This is a genomic window from Paenibacillus sp. JT31N11 (assembly GCF_056269285.1).
On record NZ_JBWDNQ010000008.1, the window covers coordinates 221948 to 244067 of the forward strand.

Annotated in this window: 26 protein-coding genes; 2 read left to right on the forward strand and 24 right to left on the reverse strand. The window is 53.1% G+C overall.

Features of this window, described 5'->3' with window-relative positions; genetic code table 11:
• Positions 1-7: 7 nt before the first annotated feature.
• Together AC0YNV_RS25345 and AC0YNV_RS25350 are read right to left on the reverse strand one after the other, a co-directional pair.
• The gene (locus AC0YNV_RS25345; RefSeq protein WP_475770517.1) at positions 8-1411 is read right to left on the reverse strand and encodes a UDP-N-acetylmuramoyl-tripeptide--D-alanyl-D-alanine ligase; all 1404 of its coding nucleotides are present in this window, start codon (positions 1409-1411) and stop codon (positions 8-10) included.
• A 7-nt stretch (positions 1412-1418) separates the two neighbouring features.
• Positions 1419-2498 (reverse strand): D-alanine--D-alanine ligase family protein, encoded by a 1080-nt coding sequence (locus AC0YNV_RS25350; protein ID WP_475770518.1) that lies wholly within the window; start codon positions 2496-2498, stop codon positions 1419-1421.
• Between the two features lie 217 nt (positions 2499-2715).
• Between AC0YNV_RS25350 and AC0YNV_RS25355 the strand changes: the two genes are divergently transcribed.
• Positions 2716-3264, forward strand: coding sequence for an NADPH-dependent FMN reductase (locus AC0YNV_RS25355; protein ID WP_475770519.1), 549 nt, complete (start codon positions 2716-2718; stop codon positions 3262-3264).
• 6 nt (positions 3265-3270) lie between these two features.
• On the opposite strand, the gene AC0YNV_RS25360 is transcribed toward AC0YNV_RS25355, so the two are convergent.
• From AC0YNV_RS25360 to AC0YNV_RS25420, 13 genes are all read right to left on the reverse strand, one after another.
• A complete protein-coding gene (locus AC0YNV_RS25360) occupies positions 3271-3927 on the reverse strand; it encodes a FusB/FusC family EF-G-binding protein (RefSeq protein ID WP_475770520.1) in 657 nt (218 codons plus the stop codon).
• A gap of 264 nt (positions 3928-4191) precedes the next feature.
• Positions 4192-4653, reverse strand: a complete 462-nt coding sequence (locus tag AC0YNV_RS25365) for a nuclear transport factor 2 family protein (protein WP_475770521.1) — start codon at positions 4651-4653, stop codon at positions 4192-4194.
• 267 nt (positions 4654-4920) lie between these two features.
• Positions 4921-5130: a hypothetical protein gene (locus AC0YNV_RS25370; RefSeq protein WP_475770522.1), complete on the reverse strand. Its 210-nt coding sequence runs from the start codon at positions 5128-5130 to the stop codon at positions 4921-4923.
• 152 nt (positions 5131-5282) lie between these two features.
• Entirely contained in the window at positions 5283-5645 is a 363-nt protein-coding gene (uraH, locus tag AC0YNV_RS25375) for a hydroxyisourate hydrolase (RefSeq protein ID WP_475770523.1), read from the reverse strand.
• A complete protein-coding gene (gene pucL, locus AC0YNV_RS25380) occupies positions 5642-6670 on the reverse strand; it encodes a factor-independent urate hydroxylase (protein WP_475770524.1) in 1029 nt (342 codons plus the stop codon). Before pucL ends, uraH begins: the two co-directional genes overlap by 4 nt.
• A gap of 35 nt (positions 6671-6705) precedes the next feature.
• A complete protein-coding gene (gene uraD, locus AC0YNV_RS25385) occupies positions 6706-7215 on the reverse strand; it encodes a 2-oxo-4-hydroxy-4-carboxy-5-ureidoimidazoline decarboxylase (RefSeq protein ID WP_475770525.1) in 510 nt (169 codons plus the stop codon).
• A complete protein-coding gene (locus AC0YNV_RS25390) occupies positions 7212-7415 on the reverse strand; it encodes a hypothetical protein (protein ID WP_475770526.1) in 204 nt (67 codons plus the stop codon). Before AC0YNV_RS25390 ends, uraD begins: the two co-directional genes overlap by 4 nt.
• Before the next feature lie 2 nt (positions 7416-7417).
• Positions 7418-7924, reverse strand: a complete 507-nt coding sequence (locus tag AC0YNV_RS25395; protein WP_475770527.1) for a (2Fe-2S)-binding protein — start codon at positions 7922-7924, stop codon at positions 7418-7420.
• Positions 7921-10296 carry a xanthine dehydrogenase subunit D gene (pucD, locus tag AC0YNV_RS25400; protein WP_475770655.1) on the reverse strand — a complete coding sequence of 792 codons (2376 nt, stop codon included), beginning with the start codon at positions 10294-10296 and terminating at the stop codon, positions 7921-7923. The genes AC0YNV_RS25395 and pucD overlap by 4 nt, the downstream gene beginning before the upstream one ends.
• A 56-nt stretch (positions 10297-10352) precedes the next feature.
• Positions 10353-11288, reverse strand: coding sequence for an FAD binding domain-containing protein (locus AC0YNV_RS25405; protein ID WP_475770528.1), 936 nt, complete (start codon positions 11286-11288; stop codon positions 10353-10355).
• 182 nt (positions 11289-11470) lie between these two features.
• A complete protein-coding gene (locus tag AC0YNV_RS25410; RefSeq protein WP_475770529.1) occupies positions 11471-12067 on the reverse strand; it encodes a nucleotidyltransferase family protein in 597 nt (198 codons plus the stop codon).
• Positions 12015-13085: an XdhC family protein gene (locus AC0YNV_RS25415; RefSeq protein WP_475770530.1), complete on the reverse strand. Its 1071-nt coding sequence runs from the start codon at positions 13083-13085 to the stop codon at positions 12015-12017. Before AC0YNV_RS25415 ends, AC0YNV_RS25410 begins: the two co-directional genes overlap by 53 nt.
• Positions 13086-13368: 283 nt before the next feature.
• On the reverse strand, positions 13369-15324 hold the full coding sequence (locus tag AC0YNV_RS25420) for an ATP-dependent DNA helicase (protein WP_475770531.1): 1956 nt from the start codon (positions 15322-15324) through the stop codon (positions 13369-13371).
• 192 nt (positions 15325-15516) lie between these two features.
• Between AC0YNV_RS25420 and AC0YNV_RS25425 the strand changes: the two genes are divergently transcribed.
• On the forward strand, positions 15517-16161 hold the full coding sequence (locus tag AC0YNV_RS25425; RefSeq protein WP_475770532.1) for a metal-dependent hydrolase: 645 nt from the start codon (positions 15517-15519) through the stop codon (positions 16159-16161).
• A gap of 51 nt (positions 16162-16212) precedes the next feature.
• Here the strand turns inward: AC0YNV_RS25425 and AC0YNV_RS25430 are convergent, their stop codons facing one another.
• From AC0YNV_RS25430 to AC0YNV_RS25470, 9 genes are all read right to left on the reverse strand, one after another.
• Positions 16213-17130: an aminoglycoside phosphotransferase family protein gene (locus AC0YNV_RS25430; RefSeq protein WP_475770533.1), complete on the reverse strand. Its 918-nt coding sequence runs from the start codon at positions 17128-17130 to the stop codon at positions 16213-16215.
• Between the two features lie 69 nt (positions 17131-17199).
• The gene (locus tag AC0YNV_RS25435) at positions 17200-17376 is read right to left on the reverse strand and encodes a hypothetical protein (protein WP_475770534.1); all 177 of its coding nucleotides are present in this window, start codon (positions 17374-17376) and stop codon (positions 17200-17202) included.
• A 3-nt stretch (positions 17377-17379) separates the two neighbouring features.
• Positions 17380-17661 (reverse strand): ABC-2 transporter permease, encoded by a 282-nt coding sequence (locus tag AC0YNV_RS25440; RefSeq protein ID WP_475770535.1) that lies wholly within the window; start codon positions 17659-17661, stop codon positions 17380-17382.
• Positions 17622-17852, reverse strand: coding sequence for a hypothetical protein (locus AC0YNV_RS25445; protein ID WP_475770536.1), 231 nt, complete (start codon positions 17850-17852; stop codon positions 17622-17624). Before AC0YNV_RS25445 ends, AC0YNV_RS25440 begins: the two co-directional genes overlap by 40 nt.
• Positions 17853-17854: 2 nt before the next feature.
• Complete coding sequence (locus AC0YNV_RS25450; protein ID WP_475770537.1) at positions 17855-18709, reverse strand: ABC transporter ATP-binding protein; 855 nt, start codon at positions 18707-18709, stop codon at positions 17855-17857.
• The gene (locus AC0YNV_RS25455; RefSeq protein ID WP_210040656.1) at positions 18706-19089 is read right to left on the reverse strand and encodes a GntR family transcriptional regulator; all 384 of its coding nucleotides are present in this window, start codon (positions 19087-19089) and stop codon (positions 18706-18708) included. Before AC0YNV_RS25455 ends, AC0YNV_RS25450 begins: the two co-directional genes overlap by 4 nt.
• Before the next feature lie 176 nt (positions 19090-19265).
• Entirely contained in the window at positions 19266-19658 is a 393-nt protein-coding gene (locus AC0YNV_RS25460; RefSeq protein ID WP_210040655.1) for a hypothetical protein, read from the reverse strand.
• Between the two features lie 78 nt (positions 19659-19736).
• On the reverse strand, positions 19737-21020 hold the full coding sequence (locus AC0YNV_RS25465; protein WP_475770538.1) for a hypothetical protein: 1284 nt from the start codon (positions 21018-21020) through the stop codon (positions 19737-19739).
• Positions 21017-22111 carry a DUF58 domain-containing protein gene (locus AC0YNV_RS25470; protein ID WP_475770539.1) on the reverse strand — a complete coding sequence of 365 codons (1095 nt, stop codon included), beginning with the start codon at positions 22109-22111 and terminating at the stop codon, positions 21017-21019. The genes AC0YNV_RS25465 and AC0YNV_RS25470 overlap by 4 nt, the downstream gene beginning before the upstream one ends.
• Positions 22112-22120: the final 9 nt, after the last annotated feature.

Consider the following 22120-nt stretch of genomic DNA (forward strand, 5'->3'; position numbering starts at 1 on the left):
CCTGCCTTCAGCCAGCTTTCAGAACCTGATCCTTCAATAAACTTGAAACAACGTCCTCCAGCTTCAGCGCCCTGGAAGCTTTAATCCAGATCAAGGCATCCTGCTTGAGGATGGTTTTAATATGACGGACCATCTCCTGCTTGTTCGTATAGTGAAATACATGGCCTGCATTCATCCTCTTAAGGGCGCTGCGGGCAGTGTGTTCCGATAAGGGACCAAACGTGAATAAATAGTCCAGCTGCTCCGCGTCGGCCAGTGAGCCAAGCTCCTCATGCAGCGAAACTGCCTGCTCGCCCATATCCTGCATATCGCCCAGGACGGCTATTTTTTGCCGGCTGCCCGGAAGGGTATATAACGTCTGCAGGGCTGCAGCTGCGCTTGCGGGATTGGATTTATACGTGTCGTTGATAATGGTGAAATGATCGGTGCGAACGACCTCATTGCGCATTCCTGTCAGCTTGGCCTCGGCAAGTCCCGCTTTCACCGTTCCCGGGTCCATGCCAAGATTGGATGCGACCGCAATCGCGGCGAGAGCATTCACCAGCTGGAAATGTCCTATTAACGGGATAGTTAATGACATTAACAAGTCCTGGGCAATTTTGAAGCTCGTTCCCTCCAAATTCATCTCATGGCAGACGGGGTGATAGTCATTGTGAGCTTCCATCCCGAAAGTCTTGAGATCAAAAGGCCATTCCTGCGCACCCAATCCCGTCCGAAGCATAGGATCATCGCCGTTGTAATAGAGGATTCCATCCCGTTTCAAGCCATGAAGGATTTCCAGCTTCGCCTTCAGGATATTCTCTTTGCTGCCCAAATCGCCCAGATGAGCATCACCGATATTCGTAATAATCGCTATATCCGGAAGAGCCAGGGAGGACAGCAGCGCGATTTCGCCAAGTCCGGACATGCCCATTTCCACGACAGCCATCTCGGTATCCTCATTCAGCTCCAGCAGTGTAAGGGGCACACCCAGATGATTGTTCAAATTGCCGGACGTTTTCTGCGTTTTGAACGACTTTGAAAGACAGCCTGCAAGAATATCCTTCGTTGACGTTTTGCCGTTGCTGCCCGTTATCGCGATCACCTTCACCGGCAGCTGCATCCGGTATTCCCTGGCAAGCGCCTGAATCGCCGTAAGCGTATCAGTCACCAGCAGCACAGGAATCCCGTCAATCGGCGGATTGGGCTCAGACTTGTTCCAGAGCATTGCTGCCGCGCCAGCTTCAATCGCCTGCCGGGCAAATTCATGTCCATTGAAGCGCTCGCCCGCAATCGGGATGTAGAGATTACCCTGCTGCAGCGTGCGCGTGTCAATGGAAACTCCCCGAATTTCGGCAGCCGCCTGCTCCTGTGGAATGCTGTTTATCGCCCGTACCATAACAGATAGTTGCTGAATCGTTTTTTGTATCATCTTCAAATCACTCCCTTGAATACTGTATCAATTGTTTTTCCGCATGGCGGTTGAAGGCATAATCGATCAGCTTCTCTATCAGCTCCGAGTAGGTGGTTCCATCAGTCCGCTCCCACATAACCGGGTACATGCTGAAGGCTGTAAATCCCGGAAGCGCATTAATCTCATTCACATACAGTCTTCCCGCATCATCGATGAAGAAATCCACGCGCGCCAGTCCCGAGCAGTTCAACGCCCGATAGGCAAGCTCTGCCGCCTGCCGGAGCTGCCCGGCCAGAGCGTCCGGAATGTCAGCGGGAATGGACATCGTCAGACGGCCGTCAATATATTTCGCATCATAGTCGAAGAAGGCTTTATCCTGAAGGAACTCGCCAGGGACAGAAACCAGCGGGCGTTCATTACCCATTACCGCCACTTGAATTTCTCTTCCCCGCACCTCCTTCTCCACGACGATTTTACGGTCGTAACGGTAAGCTTCCTCAATGGCATCTGTCAGCCGCTCCTTGTCCAGACATCTGGTGATGCCAATGCTGGAGCCCAAAGAGGCAGGCTTGATATAGCAGGGAAATCCGATTTCCTCCTCGACCCGGCTCAATATGCTTCCCTGGTCCTCTATCCACTTCATGTGCGGGAAAGTCAGATAATCCGCCTGAGGAAGGCCCGCCGCAGCCAGCACCTCCTTGGTGACAGCCTTATCAAGCGTTAAAGCGGACGCGAGCACACCGTTGCCGACATAGGGCACATTCAGCAGCTCCAGCAGTCCCTGGATCGTGCCATCCTCGCCATTTGCGCCATGCAGCATGGGCAGCACGACTTTTTTGCCTTGCACCGTGAATAAACGGGTCAGAATGCTGCCAATCGATCCAGCCGGCTCTTCCTCGGCAGCTTCGAGAACCAAATCGCTGATTGCAAAATCTTTGCCGGTGAGCTTCCCTTGGCTGCACCAGCAGCCTTCCCGCGTTATATATATGGGGTAAAGATCAAATTTACTTTCATCAATCGCCTGCATAACGGTATAGGCTGTTTTCAATGAGATCTCATGTTCAACAGATTTTCCTCCATAGAATACATACAGCAATGTTTTCATATAAAAAAAGCCTCCCGGTTGTCTATCGGTTATCTCGTACTAGCATAACCAAAGAAACTAAAGAGACTCCTAAAAAAAGCTTAAGAAATCATTAAGAAAATGGCACTGTTTATAACATCGGGCTTGGCCAATCAAGGATTCACGTCTATTATAGACGAGCCCGGGTTAGGGAAGGTATGATAATAAACACATCATATCGAGAAAGAAGGAATACGAGATGAGCCAACGATCCATGAACATATTAGCGATATCAGGCAGCCTTCGCGCCCAATCCTCCAATACCAGACTGCTGCAGGCAGCAGCCGCATTAGCGCCTTCCGGAATGCATTTTACTTTCTACGAAGGGCTCGACAGCCTGCCTCATTTCAATCCCGAGATCGATACCGACACCCCTCATCCTGCTGTAGCCGAACTGCGAGAGCGGTTGAAGCAGGCGGATGGCGTGATCATCTGTACCCCGGAATATGCAGCCGGAGTGCCGGGATCGCTGAAGAATGCGCTAGACTGGATCGTGTCCTCCGGAGAGTTTATGGACAAGCCGGTATCCGTTATCAGCGCTTCCCCCAACCCGCTTGGCGGAGACAAAGCCTTTGCTTCCCTCCTGCTGACGCTGAATATGATGAGCGCCAAGGTAGTAGAGAATGCTTCGATGACCATTCCGATGATTACAATTAAGCTGAACGCAGCAGGCGAAATAACCGATGCCGCAACATCCGATTCGCTGCGCAATGTTCTTCAGGCGCTTGCTGGGGCAATCCCGGACTAAAGCGTGCTACTTCGCATTCACATCCAGGATAAAACGCTCCAAGCCGCTTGGATCCGTGATGCGGCTGTTGCATTCATGGCTTTTGAAACACATATAATTCCCGATAGCCTTGTAATACTCGGGAGAGCCTGAGACTTTTTTTCGGGAAATCGCCGTAACCAGCGCCACTTCTCCAAAACCCTTGCATATGCAGCATAGATCCTTCCTGCTGTTCAGCGAGTATTTCCCTTCAACGCCGATCATTTCACCTTGATGCTCATAAATCAGATACATCCGGCTCGTCCCGATATCGGGCCATCCGAAATAGGTATAGGAATAATCATGCTGAAGCGAAGGATCCGGCAGCCTGACCTTCTTGTTTTTGGGAAAAAGCTCCCGGACCAGCTTCTCCGTGACCTCCGGAAATGAGATGCGGTAAGCCGCCAGAGCGTCCAGATAATCTTGAAACTCCTGTTCCGTCCGGAGCTTGATGATGAACAGCAGCAGTTCCTTCTGAGTATCGGTCAGCTCCGGGAACGCGGCCAGTATTTTGGTTTCCACGCTATATTTGACCGCCTCAATGACAGAGGCATCAGAACTTGTACGGATTGTCCGGCCGAGATAGGCGGCCTCATTGTTAATGACATTAAATTGATGATTGCGTATAAAAGGCTTCTGCATCATGGTTCCCCTTCCTTGCACTTGCACGCCCTTTCTATTTTTACAAAAATTCAATGATTTATCAATCCCATCCATAAAGAAAAAGAACATAGGCCAGCTGCGCACACACAGCCTGGTCCATCTCCATTAAAATACTGCTTCCTTTCTCCTGTAAGGCTTTGCTGCTTTGCTGAGAATGAAAAAGACGTTACCCGGATGATTTCACCCGAAAACGTCTTCACTCGTTTAGATTAAAGAGTCTACGCTGTGCAATTGTCATAGCGAGAACTATAGACCAAGCTCGGAGAGACCGGGATAGTTATCCGGTCGCCGCCCCAATGGCCAGTGATACTTTCGTTCATCCTTGCTGATAGGCATATCATTGATTGATGCGTAACGGCGCTTATTCAAGCCATTCGCATTAAACTCCCAGTTCTCATTCCCGTAGGACCGGAACCATTGGCCGCTATCGTCATGCCATTCATATGCGAAGCGTACTGCGATCCGGTTGCCGTTGAATGACCAAAGCTCCTTGATCAGCCGGTAATCCAGCTCTTTATTCCACTTTCTCGTCAGAAAGGCTATGATCTCTGTTCGGCCCGCAGGGAATTCGGCCCGGTTCCGCCAGCGGCTGTCTTCGGTGTAGTCCATTGCCACCAGCTGCGGATTACGGGTGTTCCAGTCATCTTCCGCCTTGCGGACTTTTGCAGTTGCCGTTTCCAAAGTAAAGGGCGGCATAATAATTTGCATACAGGTTCTCCTTGTCTATTGTCATACCGCTTTATCAATGCGTCAACATCACTCGAATTTGAAAAAATCGTTTTTTCACACTGGTCATTTGTACCATTGTATGAAGCTGCGGATAATGTGACACCAATTGACGTGCTGCTTTCAGACAAACTTATACATTCTATAAGGTGAAAAAAAGCCTTGCTTGGCGCATGCAGGCCTCCTCACTATTCATAGAAATCCCATAAGCAAAATTGGCTGACAGCAAGCTGTACCATGCTCTTCCCATCAGCCCTGCGGCCCTTCAGCCAGCAGCTGACGTATTTCCTGCAATCTGGCTGCCATCGTCTTCAACTCAATTGCCAAAAAATCCTCATTGGCCTGTTCAAATGCAAGCTGCAGCTGTCTCAGGCTTGCTTCAGCAGCCGGTAGCAGCCCGTAGGCTTGCTCGGTGTGCCCGTAAAAAGGGTGCACCTTCATCTCTTGTTCATTGTTCATAATCTTCATTCCCTCCATCCGGTCAGCATTACTCTAACATCCGGATTGAAGGAATGTCCAGTCCTGATAAAGCCGGCAGTTGAAATTCTTACAGGTCAAGAAACCCCGTAACGACGCTGCAATTGCTTCAACAAGCCGGTTCCCCGAAACGGTTAACTGCCCCGGTATATGCTGTATCCCCCGGGAGCGACCAGAAGCGGAACATGAATCGGCGAACCTGCCTCGTGTACCCGGAAGCGTACCGGAATCTGATCCAGAAACGTCTCGTTTTGCTCCCGCCCCGGCTCACGGCTTGCAAAATAATCTCCAGCCTCAAACACCAGCTGGTATTCGCCAACCGCCAGGTCGCACGCGGCAAGCAGCGGGGCTTCCAGGCGGCCATCCGCATTTGTCTCCACAATCTTAATCAGCACAGGTTCGCTGCCCTCTTGAAGCGACCACAATTGGATACGCATACCCGATGCGGGCAATCCTCGTGAAATATCCAGCACATGCGTTGTCAACCCGCCGCTCATTCTTCAGTCCCCATTGCGCCGTCGGCAGGACGGCCTGCCGTTCCATCCTCTTCGCCGCCGGGCAGAGCCTTCCCCTCTCCCTCATCCGCCAAATCCTCCTGGGTCATGGAGAAGCCCTGAAATCCAAACGGCGGCCGGGCCTCAGTAAATACGCCAGCTTTGGATTGCGGATCCGGCTCAACCACCGTCTCCCAGGTACGGTTGTTGGACTCGAATCTGATCTCAGCCAGCTGCGGGAACCGCTTCAGCAGCCTTAGTCCGATCTGCACAATCAGATATTGGATCGAAGGCGTCTTATATTCATGAAAAACGTGATGGGCAATATCGCTTACCTGTGAAGCGGAGATATAGCGCCCTTCTCCGGCGTCGAGCGCATCGTTAATATGGGTATACCGCCAATGGATATTGAGAAATACAAATAAAGGCCGATCGTAGCTATCCGGCAGCGTCGTATATTCATCCCGGATAAAACCAAAAAAGGAGCTCCCGCTCACTTTGATCAGCTGCAGATCGGACAAGCTGCTCCAGCCCTCCATGATCTGAACGCCAGGATTGGACCGGGCAAGCTCAAGCTTGGCGCCGGCATGTTCATTATGCGACCGCCTGTACACCAGCCCGCTGTCTTCAAAACCCGCTTCGCCGTTTACCTGCAGCGTTTCGAAAGGAATCCGGTCCGCCGCAATCTCGACCATGGTGATGTGCGTGTATTTCTCCAGAAACCGGCGGCCCAGATAAGCGATAAATCCTTCGGTAGTCGCGCCTTCATAATCACCGGCATGGCGAAGGATGAAATTTTTCATCGAATCTGTCGCAACAACCCATGTATTATCTCCTTCGATAAAAGAACCGAGCAAAAGATCGCTGCTCACGGCAAATGTAATATGATGAGCGAAGATGACATTGGAATCGCCTCTATGGGCGGACTCGGGAATGGCGGAGACAGTCAGCGGTTTGGCATAGGTGCGGTATGCCATCACGTCGCCTTTTCCGTAATAAAGCGTGCGGCCACTGCTTGTTTTCATCATGCATGTCATCCCCTTTCCTTGATGTTGGAGACCTGTTATTTCGCATTTTCCTCGATCAGATCATTCAGACGAAACCAGGCAATCTGGGCGATTTCCCCTAAGGCCTTGGTCCGCTCTTCTTCCTCGGTGTTCTTCATCCTCGCATTCATATCCGCAAGAATCTCCTCCTTTGCCTTCCCGCGGACCGCCAGAATATAAGGAAATCCGTATTTTTCAACATATTTGCCGTTTAATTCGGCGAATGCGTCATGCTCTCCTTCAGACAGCTGATTCAAGCCTGCCCCCTGCTGCTCCTTGACCGAATGCACGCTTACCTGCAGCCTCGTCGCAAGATCGGGATGCGCCTGGATCAGCGCCAGCTTCTTGCGGGACGAGGAGCCGTGTACGGCCTGCATCATCGCGTCATGAAGCTCTCTTACCGTATAGAACGGCCTGTTTCTCCATGCCGCCTCGGCCACCCATGGGGAATTCTCGAAAATATCGCCAAGCCTGCGCACGAACAGCTCACGACTGAAAGTATTTAACTGCCAGAGGGAGATTGTCATGACCGGCAACCTTCATGAACGGCATGACCTGTGCAGCTTGAGACGCTAATCTCAACATTGACCCGTCCAAGCGGCGCTACTCCATCCTTACCTGCCAGAAGTGCGCCGAAGGCTGTGCTGCCTTTGGTTATGGCCTGACTTGAAATTTCCATACTTCTGCGCAATAGAGCGCTATGATAATCTCTGTATTCTTCCGCCATTATCATTCTCCCCTTCCCATATCAATCGCGCGCTGAACGGCTCTGAGGATGCCGCCGTAGCCGGTGCATCTGCAAAGATTGCCCGATAATGCCTCTTCCACTTCCGCCGCCGTCGGCGATGGATTGTCTGTGAGCAGCGCGGTCACCGAAACAATCATGCCCGGCGTGCAATATCCGCATTGATAGCCGCCTTCCTCCAGAAAAGCCTGCTGCACGGGGTGCAGTCCGCCGCGGTCCAGGCCTTCGATTGTCGTGATTTGCTTTCCCGAACACTGATATGCCATAGTCAGGCAGGCATTCACCGGATTGCCGTCCATCAGGACCATGCAGGCCCCGCAGCGTCCAATCTCGCAGGAGCGCTTGGTCCCGGTCAGCTGCAGATCCTCCCTGAGCACGGACAAGAGCCTTTTGGACGGATCGACCTTAAGCTCGACCTGCTCCTCATTGATCGTACAGTTCAGCGACGGTCCGGCCTGCGGTACCGTTTCCCTCCACGACTGGCCGCTCATCTGCCGCTCACCGCCTTCCGCGCAAAGGAAGGGCGCTCCTGCAGCTCGGACGGATCGATCGGCAGTCTGGTGATCCATCTGCCGACAGCGTCATGGACGGCTGCCGTAATCGCCGGAGCCAAACCTACCGTGCCTATCTCGCCAATGCCCCTTGGTCCGTACTCGTCTCCTTCAGGAAGCTCCTCAATCGGCAGCACTTCAATGCCCCCGCGCATATCGGCCATCGTCGGGATGAGGTACGTATCGAGATTCTTCGCGAGATATTGCCCCTGATCCATCAGCGAGTTTTCGGAGAGGGTATAACCAAGCGCCATGCTGCTCCCGCCTTCAATCTGGCCCAGATAACCCTGCGGATTCATTACGGGACCGGCTGCAACGGCATGAAATTGATCAAGGACCCGCACCCTTCCGGTCAGTGTGTTAACCTCCACCTTCACCGCCACTGCGCCATAGGAATAGATGAAATGCGCTCCCACCCTGCCGAACGAAGATGTCGGAAAATGAAAACCGGTCTCCGCTGTGAGAGGTTCACCCGCAGTCAGGGCAAGTTCTTTATAGGTGAGGAGCAGCTCTGGAGGTGCTGGTTGAGGCAAAGGCTCAGTTGATACCACACCGAAGCCTGCCGCATCCGAAGCGGCTCCGCCCGTACACTCCCGCTCATTCGCCTTGGCATAAATGCCGCCGGGACCGAGTGCCAGCTGATCGGACGGCAGCCCGAGCGCCTGACCCGCCGCCTCCAGCAGCTTGCCCGTGAAGAGCGGCTGCAGGTTGCGCAGCGATTTCCACATCATGCTCGTCGCCCGCGATGCGGTGCTGGAGCCGCTCCGCGGCACATGATCGGTATCGCCAATGATCAGCCTCAGGTCGCCAGGGGAGAATCCGAACTGCTCGATCAGCATCAGCTCAAGTGTGGCAAGCAGCCCCTGCCCGAACTCTTCATAGCCGAAGGCAGCCTCGATCCGCCCGTCTCCCGCAAGGGTGAGCCTTCCTCCAGCAAAATCCGGGATGCCCACGCCAAGACCCGAGCCATGCATAAGGTAAGCCGCTCCCACTCCGGTATGCAGCCAAGGCTCCCGGCTGCGCTCCGTCTCCTGCTTCTCGGCGGAATGCCTATCCCTCCAGATCGGCGCTTCCGCCATAGCTTCCCATGCCTGGCGTGCTCCGTCCGTTACGGCAATCGGCTGGCCGAAGGGACCCGGGTCAGCAGGCTCACGCAAATTTATGCGGCGCAGCTTCCAGGGATCCATGCCCGCGGCCAGAGCCAGCCGGTCCAGCTGACCCTCCAGCGCGAAGACCGCCTGATTTCCTCCGAAGCCGCGGAATTCTCCGGACATCCCGTTATTGGTATAAACGGATATGCTTTGAATATCCGTATGCTCATAGCGGTAGGGGCCAAGCACATGCTCGGTAGCGAAATTCAGCACCTCAGCTCCAAGTGTCGCATAAGGGCCGGTATCCGCCGTTATTTGAACCTCATGCGCCATAATCCGGCCGTTCCCATCGATCCCTGTCTTCATATGGATGGTCATGGGGTGGCGTTTGAGTCCGGCCCGCACCGATTCCCCGCGGGAGTTGTGAATACGGACCGGACGCTTCGCAGCCAGTGCCAGAAGGGCGCCATACGGCTGTACATTCAGCTCGTCTTTGCCGCCGAAGGAGCCGCCGATAGGACTCGATATGACGCGAATCCCGCTCTCCGGCAGTGCGGTGATGCGCGCCAGCTGCAGCCGGTCAAGAAAACCATGCTGCGTTGGCGCATATACAATCAGACGGCCATTCTCGTCAGGAACAAACAGACCGCCTTCCGTTTCCATATAGGTATGCATCTGCCTTGGCGTTGTATAAGTTTCCTCCACGATATGGCGGCATTCGGCAAATCCGGTTGCAATATCGCCATGACTGTAACCGGTTCGATGAAGCACATTGCCATGGGCATGGAGCAGCGGCGTTTCCTCCTGGAGCGCCTGAACGGGATCCCCGATAACCGGCAGCACCTCGTAATCGACCTCAATCAATTGCAGCGCCAGCTCTGCCAGCTCTGCCGTTTCCGCTGCGACCGCTGCGACGGCATCCCCAACGTACCGGACCCGGTCCGTACAGAAGACGGGCTGGTCCTGAACGGCAATGCCGAAAGCATTCAGCCCCGGGACATCCCCGCTTGCAAGCACCGCATGAACGCCGCGCAGCTGTTTGGCTTTATCCACGCGTATTTCAATGATCCTTGCATGGGGATGGGGGCTCCGCAATATACGGCCAACCAGCATTCCCTCAGCGGTCATATCCGTCAGGTAGGCGAGCTTGCCTGTGACCTTGCCCGGACCGTCCGGTCTTACCCGCCAGCGCTTGCCGCTGGCCTTGCGGTTTAACAGCATATTCTCCACCGCCTCTGTTTTGGAATCGGTTGTCAGGCAGATCACAACGGAGTACATCACATATATCGGGTATCGCCGTTACTATTCCAGCTGCGCCAGATCCTTGCCGCAATGAGATTGGCAGCCGTTTGCTTGCGGTATGCAGCGGATGCAAAGGCATCGCCAATCGGCTGATATTCAATAAGAATCTGCTCATAAAGGCCGCCAATAAGCTCCTCATCGACAGATCTGCCCTCCAGCAGCGTTTCAGCCGCATGCAGACGGACAGGGACCATCTGTCCCCCGCCAGCGGCAATGCGGACATCTGACAGCCGGCAGCTTCCATCCATGGCTCCGGTTAACGCCGTTGTTACCAAAGATGGCGTAAAGCTCTCCCTCCGCCCCACTTTCTCATAGGCATAAAAGTAATTTTGCGGAAGCACACCGGATGGAAATGCTATCTCCCGGATATAGGGCAGCTTGACCTGAAGCAGCAAACTGCCCATTCTGCCGCTTCCGGTTGTTGACCGCTGATTCAGCCACTCTGCAAGCGGCTCCGTAATCAGCCTGCAGCCGTCATGCCAGATCAGCTCGGCTCCATATACAAGAAGGGCAGGAAGAGAATCGCCAATCGCTGACACGATATTTCCGCCGATTGTGGCCAGGTTGCGGATCGAAGGCGCCGCAATGACGCAAGCCGCATCCTGCAGCAGGTGAAAGGTTTCAGCCAGAATCGGATTTCGGCGAACAGCAGACAAGGTGGTGCATGCGCCAATTACAATGGAATCGGAGTGAATGGAGATACCTCTTATGCCGCTTACAGCGCCCAAATCAATCAAATGCTTCGGAGCCTTGGCCTGCCCCGATTCCCACTGGGTGCGAAGCAGCGTTGTGCCTGCCGCGTAGACGGCCTCACCTCCGTATTTCAGCTTGAGCCTGCAGGCTTCGGCGGCATTCGCCGGCTGCCAGACCAAGGGCGGCTCCATCGCATATTCTTCATCTGCCGCCATCATCGCCTCTCCTCCTTCCTCATCTTTGCTGCGGCGCATCCTTTGACTTGAAGTTGATCTGATCCATCCTTGGTCTGCTCCGGCTGGCTTGCCGTTCATGTGGAGTAGAATAAACCAATAAATCCCTCATGCAAGGGATTTATCGGGAGCTTAATATGATTGCAGCAGCTTTATATAACATCAGATTATTTCACTTTTATTTGCAGCTCCGACCAGATATTTCTCGCTCTTGCCAGCTCCTCCGGCGTATCCACATCCATAAATGCCCATCCCGCCGTATGCGGGACGATGATCCCGCGGTATTCCGGCGATTGAAAAATATGCCTGGCTCCGGCATCGCCGGTCAGCTTCTCCAGAACCGGAAACAATGACCGCCCCAGCACCGCAGGCGGGGCTGCCGCCGATACTCCCATTCCCCCCGCCACATAATCGGCATCCGGATTTTTCGCAAATACGGAAATCAGTCTTTTCAATAATGCGGCGGTAATGAACGGCTGATCCGCCAGCGCGACAACAATAGCATCCGGCTCTTCGGACAGCAGCGCAGCAAGCCCGTCGCGGATGGAATGCGACATGCCCAAATGAGCATCCTTGCATGCGACAATCCGGTATTTGGCAAGCGGACTCCTGTAATCCTTCCGGTCATATAACCAAAGCAGCGGATCCTCCGGACGGACAACCACCGTCAATGAATCGAGCCCGCACTGACGCATTTCACGAAGTGCCCGGCTACCGAGTGTTATTCCGGGAGACAGCTCTAGCGACAGCTTCGTCTCTCCCATTCTTTTGCTGGAACCAGCTGCCAAATACAACCCTGCGACTCTGATTGCGAGCAGCCCCTTTCTTGACTGTTATGTCGTATCCTGCCTTGACCGCGATAATTTCGGCGGCAATGCTGACTGCGATTTCCTCCGGCCCTTCGGCGCCGATAGCCAAACCTACAGGCGAATGCACATTGGATGTGATGGCCAATCCTTCACTTAATTGATGTATCCTGGCCCGGGAACCGAGTATTCCCACATATCGCAGCCGGTGCGGCAGCAGCAGCTCCAGCATTTCCCGGTCGCGCTGAAGCTGGTGGCTGCATATCACGGCATAATCACCGCTGCCCGGATGCAGCTTTTCTATAATAGACTCCGGATTTCCCGAAGCAAATTGTACGTCCTGAAATCGTTCCTCCGTGCACAATCCGGCCCGCCAATCCGCAACAACAACGCGGAAGCCGATTTTTCGGATCAAATGAACCATAGGAATGGAATCATCGCCAGCACCGAATATGATGACTCGCGGAGGCCGCTTGAACACGGCATCGAAGAATGGTTCAGCGCTCTCCGGAATACCGGACCTGAATGGAATTGCTGCGCCGTCTTCGGGTATTCCAGGCAAACGATACATCAGCGCGTCCCCGCTGAATCTCCGCCTCAGGCAGACATTGCCTCCGCTCTGCACTCTGGCATAGATCGCCGCCATTATGCCTCGCAGCTTGGCAAGAACCGGTTCAAGCAGAACCCGGACGGATCCGCCGCAGCCGACGCTCCCGCCCCATACCGCATCTTCGCCGGCATTCAAGTTATAGTCGATGATTTCACAGCTGCCGGCTGCAAGCAGGTCATGAACCCTTTCTTTAAGATCGGATTCCAGACAGCCGGGACTGAGGCTGCCTGTCGTACGTCCATCCTGCCAGAGAATCATGGACGCGCCTGCCTTTCGATAGGCATGACCCTTCACGCCAATCAACGTAGCCATCACGGCAGGTTCGTCACGATGAACAATTGTCTCAAGGACGGAATAGTTATCCATGCAGCAAACCTCCTCCAAAGATCTTTTCGGACTGCGGAAGTCTTACTGTAATTAGCGAAAGCGGCAGGAAAAACGGTGTAATCCGGATGTTAGGACAAGGTAAACGGAGATGGGTTTGAAAAAGGAGATTCAGCTTTTCGTTAATGTTATATTACTTAACATGATAATCCCATTTCGATAATTTTTCAATAGTTATGTTAACTTATGTAACACAAAAACAGCCCTTAATCCCTGAATCATCAGGAACTGGGCTGTCAGAAGATCAACCACGCAACGGCATGTTTTAAAGGATCAGCTCTTCCAGGCGAATGCCTTCGGGCATGACGGACTCGATATACGGTCTAAGCTGGTGAGAGCCGGATGCTTCTTCATACAGAATGGAGACGATGCCGGTATCCGAGCTCGTTCGGATCAAGCGTCCGATCCCCTGTCTCAGGCGAAGCAGCATATAGGGCAGATCCACCTCGTGAAAGGGGTCCTTCGCGCTGCCGCGCTTGGCCATGAAGACCGGATCCTGAGGAGGAAAAGGCAGCGCCCAAATAATCACATTGGACAAGGATGGGCCCGGCACATCAAGCCCCTCCCATAAGCTGACCGCACACAGAATGCTTGCTTCATCATTCTGGAAGAGGTCAATCAGCCGGCTGATTTCGCCATCCCCTTCAAACAGAAAGGTCATGCCGAACACTTCCGGATAAGTGGCGATCTCCTCTTTGAACTGCTTCAGCTCTTCTCTGGACGGGAATAAAATCAAGGCCCTGCCTTCGGTCCGCTTCAACAGATGAACAGCCGCAGCCATCTTCTCTTCGAATCGGCCGCCAAAGGTCCATGAAGGTGCGAATGCCTTCATATGGGATGCATAATCATAGGGCGATGCCGCCGAGAAGGACAAATACTGCTGAATGCCCAGGCTGTCCGCCACGTAATCGAAGGAACCGTCAACCGACAAGGTAGCCGAGGAGAAGATGATCGGCATATGCGAGTCGAACACATGCTCCTTGAGCACTTCCTTTACCGTTCTGGGCATGATGGACAGCGTCGGGCCGTCTTTGCCCTCGGTGAGCCAGCAGATCAGGGAATCCGAGATGAAAAAGAGCGCCAACGCCTTCTGCATCATCTCCAGATGCTCCTCCACAATGCGCAGCTGATAATGGTTCAATACGAATAGCTCGCCTTCGAAAACCAGTTCATCCTCGATCGAGGCGAGCAGCCCCCTGAACTGGTTCACTTCATGCAGCAAAGCGTCATCCAGCAGAATCTGCTTGCGGTCCGAGCCGGGGATGACCAGACTTTTGCGCTGCAGCGCGGCGAACATTCTCTCGCTCTGAAGAATCGCATCGTCGATCAGCAGTGCAAGCGATTCCCGGATTTCATTCTGCAGCAGCCGGATAATCAATTCTTCGAACACATCATGCTTGATCTTGTAGCTGAGCGCCTTCTGGCTGGCTGACTCCAGCAGATGCCCCTCGTCAAAAACAACCGCGCAATGATCGGGCAGCAGCGGCAGCTGTCCTTCGCGTTTGCGGCCTTCGTAAGTCCACACATGCTCCATATAATAATCATGGGAGCAAATAATCAGATCCTGTGAACGGCGGTAATGATCGCGGGAAAGCGTCTGGCCGCAGCGGTGCCTTTTCTCGCAAATAAAGCAATCCTGGAAGGAATCCCAATTGATCTTGTTCCACTGCTCATCACTAAGTGTCGGATAATCCTTGCGGTCTCCATAGGAATGAAAGGTCTGCATAGCCGCAGGCGTCTGGACAAATGTCGGGAGCTCCTTGGTGATGTCCTCGAACAATCCCGCTTCATCATCTCCTACTCTGGCATGCTCAAGCTTGATCAGGCACAGATACTGATCCGGAGACTTGCCAAGTCTCGCATCGATCGCAAGCCCCAGATGCTCAACCAGCTTGGCAATATCGCCTTCCGGCTTCACCAGCTGCTCAATAAGCGACTCATCGGCACAGGCGATCACGGCCGGCTTTCGCATGTAACGCGCATAGCATACCGTATAAAGGAGATAAACAAGCGTCTTTCCCGTACCGACTCCAGCTTCCGCAAAAATCGTCTTCTTGTCGGCAAAAGCGCGCTCTAATTGAAAGGCCATATAAATCTGTTCATCTCTGACTTCAAAGCCGTGCTCCGGCAATATATCATAAAACACATCCGCGATCCATTCGCCTGCCTGCTGAGCGAAGGAAGAGCGGGACGGGTCATATTCAAAAGGGTATCGTTCCACAGTCTGTTATCCTCCATAAGCAAAATATCATAATGCCGCGCAATAGATAATTATCACATGGCTTGCCCATAAAAACAACCTTGAATGAAATGGCTGCGCGGGGTTTGACGTAATGGAAAAAGCATGTATAATAAACAGGCAAACATACGTTTGCCTTCTATCTTATCCTACACATTAGACACAGGAGGTATTATGAAAGGAACCACCCATCTTACCATCGGCGTCGCCATTGGCGCAGCCGCAGCCGCTTATTATCCTTTTACATTCAAGAATGCCGCGATTTATCTGGCTGTCGCCGCCTTCTCCGCCCTCAGTGCGGATCTCGACGGGACAAGCATGCTAAGCAGCAAGCTCGGGAAGGCGTCCAGGCTGCTTCGAAGCTATGTATTATGGGGCAGCATCCTGCTGGCAGGAGGGCTCGCCTATATGTATTTCATGTATGACCAGATGCATCCGGAATTAGCCGTGGCATCCATAATTTTGTTCCTGCTTGGCTTCATGACCAAGGAAGGCGTGATCCGCAATGCCATGGTAAGCATAATCGGCGGCGGACTGCTCTATGCGGGCATTCGCTATGAGATGAACTGGCTTATGGGCTTTGGTTTGTTCGTGGCCTGGGTTCCATGGCTGAAGCATAGGGGGATGACCCACACGTTATGGGCGGTGTTGATCTGGGGAGCGATCAGCCGCGGGCTGGAAGCGCAGCTGCAGCTGGAAGGCATTACGATGGTCGCAACTGCCGGCTACCTCTCCCATCTGCTTGCGGACACCTTGACCCCGAGCGGGGTCAAATGGTTTTATCCGCTTTATAAGAAATCCGTCAAGCTACCGGGCTAACTACGTGAATGCCGGTCGATGATGTGGCTCGACCGGCGTTAGCTCCTGATTTCATTTCAATAAACCGTTGAACAGCTCTCCGCATGCCATGACTTCATGCCAATCGTCCTGGCCATCCTCTACAGACCACCAGGCAGAAAGCACACAATGGCATACTCCCCATGAGATCATCCGCTCACGGTCCAGTTTCAGATGACTGGCAAGCTGATCAATGCGCCTCTCCAGCACCTGCCCTGGCTTGTCATGCTTCATCAGATGATTGCGCAAGTAAGCAATCACTTCGAATTCGGACTCCCCGATCAATCCCTTTGGATCGATGGCGAGCCATGGCTCCCGCTCTGCGGAGAGAATGTTCCCATGATGCAAATCTCCGTGCAGCACTCTTGTTTCCTTCATGCTGGACAGCAGCTGCGGGTAGAGCGCTTCCGCCCTTGCGACAGACCGGTCCGGAAGCGGCCCGGTGCCCCCGTCATATTGGCTGCGCAGGCGCTCAAGTCCCTTGGCCCAATCTGCCAGAGCGGGAAACGGGAACGGATCGCTTGCCGGCTCCGCCGTCCACAGCTTCCGCATCACCTCAGCCGCAATCTCCGTCGCTTTCTCCTCTGACAGCACACTGGACAGAACGTGACCGGGCCGCAGATCCTCCAGCAGAAGCACACCTTCGGAAGCGCTGGAATCGATCAGGTTCACCATACCTCTTCCGTTATAATACCGAAGCGCCTCAATCTCGCATAAACCTTCAGCGTGAGGCACACCTAGCTTGACAATCAGCTTCATTCCTTCCTTCGCCGTAGCAGGAGCTACATAGTTATAAGATAAATCCAGAAAAGGCTGATGGATCGTAATCTCCCACCGCTTCTCACAGTCTCGTATAAGCGAATCAAGCTGCCCGAGCCAGTTAATCCCTGCATCCCGGTGCACGCCGATTATGGTTTGCCGCCATTTTTCCAGGTGATCCGGCTTTGTCATGAATTGAATCATCTCCTTCCAGAGATAAATTGTGATTAGCGCCTTTACAGGAGCCTTCTTAAATTACCGTCAAATATTTCTGCGGTCATAAATAAACAGGGATACCAGCCAGGAGAGCAGCATCAAGGCCATGCATCCGGCGGCAAGCCAGATCACGGATGCCAGTGTGTCACCGGTGAGCAGTCCGGATATACGGAATCCCAGGTTGATCCCGGACCATTCCAGCACCCTCAGTGTAATGATCACAACTCAGCCTGTTGTGAATAGGACAATAAGATCAAGCGTCTGCACGATGCGTGAGCCAAAGGCAAAGAAAAGCGGAAAATAGATCGAGTAGAAGATCAAAAGAGCGCCAATGGTCAAAATCGTCGACTGCAGGCTGAACCAGGGCAATTCCCCTTCCGGCAGCAGGAGCGAAGCGGCTATCCGCCAAAAGCATGTCAGCAGGAAAGCTAAGAGCATAAACATAAATATGCCCGCATACTTGGAAGTCACAATGTCAAATCTCCGCAGAGGAAATGAAGCCAGCATTCGTCCGTTATGATTCCGCTCGTCATTTTGCTGGACACCACGATCAGAAAATGGCTGAAGATAGCTGCGGGCACAGAGAGCGGCAGCCCTTTAAAAGCCCCTAGAGCAAAAAAGACTATGCCGATAAAAATAAAACCAAGAATCAAAAACGGCTTCTGGATTCTCAGATCCTTTACAAGAAGCTGAACCATGACTACCGCACCTCCCGCGTATAAACCATGATATCATCCAGAGAAGGCTGCTCCACCATACAATGATTTTGGAGCATGAAATCGGTACAATAACGTCCCTTGGCCAATAAGCCTTCAAAACCAAGAGCGTTTTTCTGTAAACCGATAACGTCCAGCTTTTCGGAGTGCAGCAGCTCAAGCGGCCCTTTGACCAGCACATAGCAATCGAGCAAATCCTCTTTCGCGCCGCTGAACTGCAGCTTCCCGCCCTGAACATAAACAATATAGTCGGCAATCCGTTCCAGATCCGAGCTGATATGGGTCGAGAACAGTACCGAGCGTTTGCCGTCCCCGATATACTCACTCAACAGACCGAGCACCTCTCTGCGAAAAACAGGATCCAGGCCTGAAGTGGGCTCATCCATAATGAGCAGCTCCGGTTCATGGGACAAGGCGACCGCCAAGGCGAATTTGGTCCGCATTCCTTTGGACAGCTCGCGCACTTTTCTGCCCTCGGGAATGCCGAACTGCTGCATATAGCGGTGGAAAAGAGCATCGTTCCAGGTCGGGTAAAAGGCCGCCGCGATTTTCTTCATTTCATGTACCTTCAAGTGATTATAGAAAAAGTCCTCATCATATACAAAACCGATTTTGCGTTTTATTTCCCGTTCATGCTCCTTGTACATTAAACCAAACATTCTTACCTCGCCTTGATCCGGACGGACAAGGTTCATCATCGAGCGGATCAGAGTGGTCTTCCCCGCCCCGTTAGGCCCAATAAGTCCCGTAATATAACCGGTCTCCACATGAAAGCTTAATTCGCTTATGCCAAAATCCCCATTTCTTTTGGAGAACTGCCTGAATTCAACCGCCGTCATGCTTCACTCTCCTCCCCATAAAAAATTTCGAATAATTGCAGGATTTCCGCTTGTTTCAAGCCCAGGCTCCGGCCTTCCGCAATCACTGCTTTTACTTTCTCCTCCAGCTGCCGGTATTTCACTTCCCTGATGGACTGCTTATTCTTCTCCGATACAAAGGTGCCCTTGCCCGATACGGATGTGACCAGACCCTCCTGCTCAAGCTCGTCATAGGCGCGTTTTGTTGTGATGACGCTGATCTTCAGCGTTTGGGCAAGACTGCGGATGGACGGCAGCAGCTCTCCCTCCTTCAATAGTCCGGTTATTATTTGTTTCTTGATTTGCTCCTTGATTTGCAGGTATATCGGATCTCCGGACGTTAAGGATACGGAGAGATTCATGTATTCACCTCGCATCTTCTGTATATATCGTATATAAACAGTATATATTAACTGCTGCTCTTGTCAAAAATTCCGCAAAAAAACCCTCCATACAACATGCTGCGGAATGCTCTTTCTAGCGCTCCACAACATATGTATAAAGGGCTGTCGGTCCTTCAAGCTTCGTCTTAAAGCTTTTATTGAAATTGCTGCGTTCCTGATTGTTGGGAAGAAGCATCTAGATTGGACATCGTGCGCTGCACCAGTTGCTCAGCCTGCTGCAGCTGCTGGTGAATATTTTGGATTTGGCGCTTCTGGGCGTCCATTTGCATCTGCAGCTGATTCTCGGCAAGCTGCAGCTCACGGCCAATGCTTTGCAGCTCGAGCACAACCTGATTGACCTGCTGCGAGCGCCCGTCCAGACCTACGTTGCGGAGTGCCTGCTGGGCCAGGATTCTCTCCTGCTCCTGCTGACGCTGAACCTGCTCCTGAAACTGCTGATAGCTAAGCTGCTGACTATTGTTCTGCTGCCCTGGTTGACCCTGCTGGTTGTACATTCCCTGTTGGCCTTGCTGACCTTGATTATCCATAGATGCGAACCCTCCTGTTGGTCTTAACGTCCACATTTAAGGTGTCCCGCCTAATGGATATTTATGTATGAGGTCAGCTTACCGTCCGCCTTTATCCTCACGCTCCAGGATACGCTGCAGCTCCTGATCCGTAATCCTTTTGCCGCCGTAACGGACTTCGCTGTATGGCTGTGCCAGAGGTTCGGAGGGAGTCTTGCCTGCCCGCTGCTCCTGCAGTTCATTGTCCGTTTCCAGCGGCGTCAGGAAGGGCTTGAAGGAATAGCCAGCCTTTATCTGCCTTCCAAGCCTTTGCCGGTACAGATAGCGCAGCCGGGACTCATTATCCTGAAGATCCCTGTAGCGAATGCGCGGTTCCTTCGATTTGCTGCGAAAAAATCCGCCAAGGCGGCCTGTCTTGGGAATACTTGCCACCTCATCGACATAGCCTTGAGCCATATTTATCTTTTCCCGGCCGAAGAGCTTCAGCATCTGCTCCCGAAGCTTCTTTAACCATTCCGGCAAATGACGGAGCTTTCGCAGAAGCAGATACAAGACAAAGAGTCCGACCAGCGCGACAATGCCGTACATTATATAATCAACCCAGGGAGGCAGAGTTTTCGCGTCTCCCTGCGGCAGTGCCGGCGGCGCGGCTGGAGGCTCCGCCTGTGGCGGAGGTGCATTCTCTGTCCCGCCTCCGGCAAACAGCTGCTGAAGCCAATTCCTGAAAGCATTCCACAACGCGGTAAGTGCGGCCTGGATCTGATACGTAAATACAATCAGCACTGCGATGGCCGCTATGATGCCAACAAGCATACGGTTCTGTTTGCGTACCGTTGGCTCGACGGATGGACGATCGCTTCCGGATAATGACTCGTCATTGACATAGCTGCTGTTGGAAGCAAACAGCGTCAGCATCAAGACAGCAAGACCGAAGACGATCAGCGGAATTTTATAAGACTGGAACGCCTCCGCCCGGCCAAAAAACAACGAGACAAAAAAATAAACAAAGATCCCGATGATGTAATGACGGGCCTGCAGCCTGAATAGCCGCATGGAGACTGCCATCAGCCCGCCCCTTGAAAGACTGGCCGACAAGACGACCGCGCTGAGCGCTCCTGTCTTTGTGACACCAAACAAGAGCGCGCTGCAGGCGCAGCCTATCACAATGCCGACCAACGTGATCATGAAAGGATGCTTGAAGGTAAAGAGACGATTAATGAGAAGTCCTGCCGGATAACCGAGCAAAGCCAGAATAAGCCATAGCCAGCCCGCTTCATTGCCCAGCAGGAAGGCCTGAATGAGAAAAGCCACCGGCAGGAAAAGCAGAAGCTCAACCGCGCCCTGCAGCAGTACTCTGGAGCTGTCGCGAATGTTCCCCGTCACGCTGCATCACCTGCCTGTATTGCGAGCGGCAGCCACTCGACACCATGCCCGCGGCTGAGCAGCCGCTCGACCGCAAGCTCGATCTTGTCGCTCATGAAAGCCGACACAATCACCACATCGCACCGCTCGTCCATTTGCTCCTCAAGCTTGTCGATAAGCAGATAGAAGGGCGTAACGCTGGCAATAGCAAGCTTCGCCATCCGCTCAAGCATATACAGCAGATGCTCGCTGCCGCTGCTCATCTCCGTTATCACGGGCAGCCCGGGTATGTCTAAATCATGGCCGTTAGTGGCAAAACCCGTCTCAAGTCCCTGCTCGGTGGCGTATTGGACAAGCGCGGCTGCCAGCCTGATTCCCTGCTCGATAAGCGCCGTATTATTCACGATCTCCCACATATCCGCATGGTCTTCCACATTGAGCAGCACCATGAGCCTGTAATCGGCGGTAAAATCCCTTCTGTGCACCTGCATCTTGCTTGACCGCGCAGTCGCATTCCAGTTAATGGACTTCAGCGAATCGCCGGCCTGATAGTCGCGGACGCCTGTCACATAGAATGGATCCTCGACAATCCAGCGGCGTACCGAAATATCGCCCTGCCAGCTGCGCGAGGGCAGCTGGATCAGCGAGCGGTCCGCCGGCATGGGATAGACGATCAGCTCCTCCTGCAGGGTTACGGACTTCCACGACCTGAATAATCCGAACAGATCCCCGAATGTGATGGATGCGCTTGTCAGCCGGTAGCAGCCTCTCTGCACGCACTGCACAGGATGGCGGCGGGTCAGCTGCTTATTCCCCATCAGGCTGAACAAGCTCTTGTGGTTCTGATAGAATTGTCCATTGCTTACATCAAAATTAAAAATATTTTCAAACTTCAACCCCGTATGTAGAATCGATTCCACCCGCATCCACGGGACCGGGAGCCATTTGCGGTTCTCCAGACGCTCAATCATCTCAATCTTGTCACCTTCAAAGCAGCTTTTTACACTAAATTCCCTCGCATAGCTCAGCCGTTTCATCCCAAACCGGCGGAAGATCCAGCCCTGTATTAGAATAACTGCAGCAGCGCTTAAAATAAACCAATGTATACCCATCGCTTGCAC